The organism is Alicyclobacillus sp. SP_1, from assembly GCF_024706985.1.
Taxonomy (GTDB): domain Bacteria; phylum Bacillota; class Bacilli; order Alicyclobacillales; family Alicyclobacillaceae; genus Alicyclobacillus_I.
Genome location: NZ_JAMCCX010000065.1, coordinates 1 through 4,479 on the forward strand (window position 1 = coordinate 1; position 4,479 = coordinate 4,479).

3 protein-coding genes are annotated in these 4,479 nt (G+C 57.0%); all 3 read right to left on the bottom strand.

The genetic code is table 11. The features are described 5' to 3' along the window. Positions 1-135 precede the first annotated feature (135 nt). Positions 136-984, bottom strand: a complete 849-nt coding sequence (locus tag M4I36_RS13960; RefSeq protein WP_258112366.1) for a 4-hydroxy-3-methylbut-2-enyl diphosphate reductase — start codon at positions 982-984, stop codon at positions 136-138. Positions 985-1,065: 81 nt separating this feature from the next. Beyond that, positions 1,066-3,480, bottom strand: coding sequence for a type IV secretory system conjugative DNA transfer family protein (locus M4I36_RS13965; protein WP_258112367.1), 2,415 nt, complete (start codon positions 3,478-3,480; stop codon positions 1,066-1,068). 12 nt (positions 3,481-3,492) lie between these two features. After that, positions 3,493-4,260 (bottom strand): metal-dependent hydrolase, encoded by a 768-nt coding sequence (locus tag M4I36_RS13970; RefSeq protein ID WP_258112368.1) that lies wholly within the window; start codon positions 4,258-4,260, stop codon positions 3,493-3,495. Positions 4,261-4,479: the final 219 nt, after the last annotated feature.

A 4,479-nucleotide genomic window follows, 5' to 3' on the forward strand; every position in this document is an offset into this window, starting at 1 on the left:
ACGACCTATAGGGTCTCACGAAGGGAGACATGGAGTTTTCAAGGGGAATTTGAATACACCCCCATTCTAGCAAATCCTCCCTCCGTGTCAAGAAAAAAAGCCCTCGCTTGGAGGGCCTTTTTCGAAAAGGCTCTTTCACGCTTCGTCCTGCCAGCCGAGACTCATGCGACCGTAGTAGCCGCGCTTGTTTTGACCCAGAATCTCGACCGTCATGATGTCCCCCGGCTTTGGGGGCATCCGCAGCAGCATCGGGTCAATGCTGACATCAAGGCCCGGATAAATTTCCCCAACGATGATGCGGTCTCGAAAATATCGCACTTTGGCACGGACGATCGTGCCCCGCTCCAGCAGCTGATGCGTATCGCCCAAAGGATGCGTCAAGAGATGGCGTCGACTGACCAAGATCTGCTCCGGGCGACTGCTGCGCATGATTTGGACCTGCATCTCTTCGCCGATGTCCGGCCCCTTCGCCTCATCCCAATCGTACCAGCTCTTGGGCATGAGGGCAGGATAGCCCCCGACGTCCAGCACGTACGCCCCTCGTCGCACGCCACGAAGAACCCCCGTCGCTCGGTTGTTTTCTTTCGAGACCCGTTCCGCGTTCAAGCGTTGCAGCGTCTCGATGCCTTTGGCGCGATTCAAGAGCAGGGTTAAGTTGCCATCGTCTTTGACGTCGAAATCGTCAACCAGACCACAGACCCAGCGATGCGTCAAATCCATAGGATCCGCAGGATCATGGCCCAGATGATCCGGGTCAGTCGGCAACATCACTTTCCCTGCACCGACGTCGCCAATCAAATAGCGCTGTGCCACGCCATTCACCACGCGACGCTGCATCCCAAACAGGTAGACGTGGATGACCGTTTTGGCCCGTTTCCAGTTGGGCACAACCATCTTAAAGTCGGTTTCGCTGAGTTCTACAGGCGGCGTACTGCGGGCACCTTCCGCATAGGTGTTGACGTAGATCGCACGGACGTTTTCCATATCAGGTTGCCTCCTATCGTTTCTTCCAGCATAACGAATTTTTCAACGTATAAAACGCCAAAAAAACGCCATACATGAGCCTCATCGCTTTTTGCGTTCAAACCCGCAGGCCGGACAAACCCACTTTTGTTTCGTTTCTCGCTCCTCCAAGCGTAGCGGCTGACCACAAGCCGGGCAGATGGGGTTCGTGCCTGGGGTGACCTCCATCGCCCGTTTGTGCAAATGGGTGCGTTTGACGCGCTCAGCCGTCCCAACCAAGGAAGGAGGCGTGGCCGTGGGCGTCTCGTCCTTTTTTGAAGGGACCGACGGCACCTTGGACGTCGGTGTCGCCTGTGTCTCACCACGGTTTGGGCTTGGCAGTGGGGCACACGACGCGTTCGGCGCGTCTTCCGAAGCGGTCGCTGCCGCTTCGCGTAACGCTGCTATCGACACCCGATCGAACGTGTTGGTCTGCGTCGGCTTTTCAGACGTGCTTTGTCGAGGTCGACGCTTCGGTTTGGATCGCGTCGGTGCGTTTTGTTTGAGCCAGTCGGTGGCATACGACGTTTGCCCAACGACGGGTGCTTTCGCCTGGTTCTGTTCGGTCATGACAAAAATCGCTTCGTTGGCCTGGAGTCCGTAGAGAATGTTTTCCAGACGAAATCGAGGATCGACGGTTTCCGTCCGGCTGACTTTGCGATCCAAGGTGCGGTTGTCGAAGCCAAAGAACCCTAGGCGGTTTTCGGAATGGGTTTCCCGTACCTTGGCCAACGACCCCAGCGACTTTTCGAGAAATCCCGCATCTTCCGGGGACGGAGCCGGGAAATAAACCTTATTGCGACAGCTGCCCTCCACCACATCCTGAAACTTTTTGCTGACATCGAGCAGCTGCGCCCGCACTTGATAGGCCACCATCTGACCCACTCGATACTTGCGCGCTTGGGAAAACATCTCCGCATACGCTTCCGTGCCGTACACGGCAAACTCGTCCACATAGAGATAGACGGGGCGCCGCGTGTTTTCATCACCCTTGCGCCGCAAGGCCATCATCTTCAGCGTGACCAAAAACAATTTGCCGAACAATTTGCCGGCCGGTTGGTTCCCCGTCACGAGGACGAGCACTCGCGCAGGACGATCCTCGACAGGATTCAGGAATTTTTTCAAGTCAAGGATGGGCAGTTGAGACGTCCGAAAGACCCGCTGCAATCGGGGGTTGTACGCGATTTCCCCGACGACGATTTTCAGTCCTTGCGTGATTTTTTCGAGCTGATCGATTTTTTGGTCGCTGCGCGTATCCATCAGAAACGACCGAGCGGCTGTAGAGACCATTTTTTGCACACTGTCGGGTAGTTTGGCCAAGCGCGTCTCAATCTCTGTTCGCTCATACTCCCATGCCGCACTCCACTCGTCGAGCGCTTCGCTTTTCTTGCGTCCCCCCGTCGTTTGGGTCGTGTAGTCGTGGATCATTTGACAGATGGATCGAAAGTGCAAAATGTCCGTAATCAGATCGGCAAATTGTGCAAAGTCGGTGTCCGGCCAGAGGGAGACTTGGATCTGAAGGACGCTACGAAGCAGGGCATCTTGTGCGTTTTGAAAGAACCCTTCCTGCTTTCCCATCTTCTCTTGAAGCGCCGCCCGTACGTTGTCGATGGTATCGGCAAGGGTGCTGCCGCCAAACGGCGTAAACGACACGGTGCTCTCCCAGTAAGGGTGATCGGCTTCGTCTTCGCCCGAGCGAAGGTCGATGATGTCCGTTTCGATGCCGAACGCTTTCGCTTGGCGAATCGTCTGTTCGGCAAACTCGCCATCCGGTTCGAGCACGATGACGTCCATCGGCCAGCCTTGGCTCATGGCGACGAGGTCTTGATAGACGGCCTTGAGCAAAATGCGGGACGTTTTGCCGGTTCCGATGCTGCCCAGAACGGCGGTGTTGATGAAGCGGTCTTTGCCTTCGATGCGAATCGGTTTCCCGGTGTCTTTGTGGATTCCGAGTTCAATCGGGGAAATGGGATAGGCCCCGTCGTGTCCTTGGGACCAACGAGCGGGCACAGCCTTGCCCTCCAGAAGGCGCTGCCGCCACTTCGCTGTCACCGTGGCGGGTAACCCGCGATAGAGGAGATAGCCAAGCAACCCTATCGCGCCAAGAACCAACGCGATCGCCACGATCCATGGGTTTTCTTTGGCGAGAGGACTGAAGCCATTCAGAGATGGCATCGACGGTTGGACAAGGACGGTGTGCATGAGGGAACCTTTTGTCCCCGACAGAGCAGGATAGGGTGCAGTCGTCGTGGGTCGCAGCGTGCGTTGCCAATGGGCGAGGTCTCGGTGGACCTCGAACACACCGAACCCGCAGAACACCCCAGCCCCGAGGACGAGAGCCGTATACCCATATCCCACAATGCGGTAGACGTATCGATAGACCCCATAGAGCCCCCCTCCGATGAGCAACCACCGAAACCACGGACGTGTCACCCAACCAAGAAGCACAGTCGGAGGGACGATGACGGGTGCATGCATGTGTTTTTCCTCCTAAATCAGCGCGAGGGCCAGAAATCCGAACAGGGCTATCCCACCGAGAAGGTCATCCCAAGCTCCGCCTGTCGTCACGAAGCGGACCCCCCACCTCTTCTTCCAAATGGGCCAGAAGACCGGGATCCCTCCAGCTACCGCATCAGCGATGAGGTGCAGGACGTAACCCACCATCCATCCGACGACGACCCGGTGCAGGAGAGGGTCGACGGATGTGGTGTGCCAAGGGATCGTGAGGAGTCCTGTACCCAGCAGCAACAGGCCCAAGAGACTGTGGGTGAACGTCCGATGCGCACTCCACATCGCTCCCACGCACCAAAGGATGATCGCACTGGCAGAGACGACGGGCAGTACGTGTGTCCAGGCCAAATAGGCCAGCACCACGGACAGCACGCCTAACCCGATGCGTCGGGAGAGATTTTTCGCCGTTCGAAAGGCGAGCGTCATCACAAGCACACCGCCCCAGGCCGCGAGAGACGTCTCCAACCGCAACAGAAAGACCGACCCTACCATCATGAGGAACACGGGAACCGCCAGAAAACGTTCCACCTCTTGCGAAGCGAGCGCATGAGGTTCATCGAGGTCTGGAAATAAAGACCCCATCACCGACGCCACCACGAAGACCGCTTGCAAGACCAGAAGATGTGGGAGCACTCCCCAGCGGTGGTCAAGCAAGGACCGCATAGGTTCCCAGGTCTTATGAAGAAGCAGTGGCGTGGCGGCGACGGCTCCGACAGCCCCTATCCCCATGTGCGTTCGACCCATCATAAAAAACACCCCTTTGCAGAGAAGCTGGACGTTCTCTACATGGAGCGTATCACGTGGGTTGACGATAAAAGCGCCAAGTTTACGTCAATTTATAAAGAGTCGGGAAAGAGCTTGTAGAAATTGTCATAGCGGGGATCTCGGGCTCCCGAGACCGCGGCCGTGGGGCGACCTGCGAGGGCGGACACGGGCATGGTTTTGACGAGTTCCTTGGCATAGTTC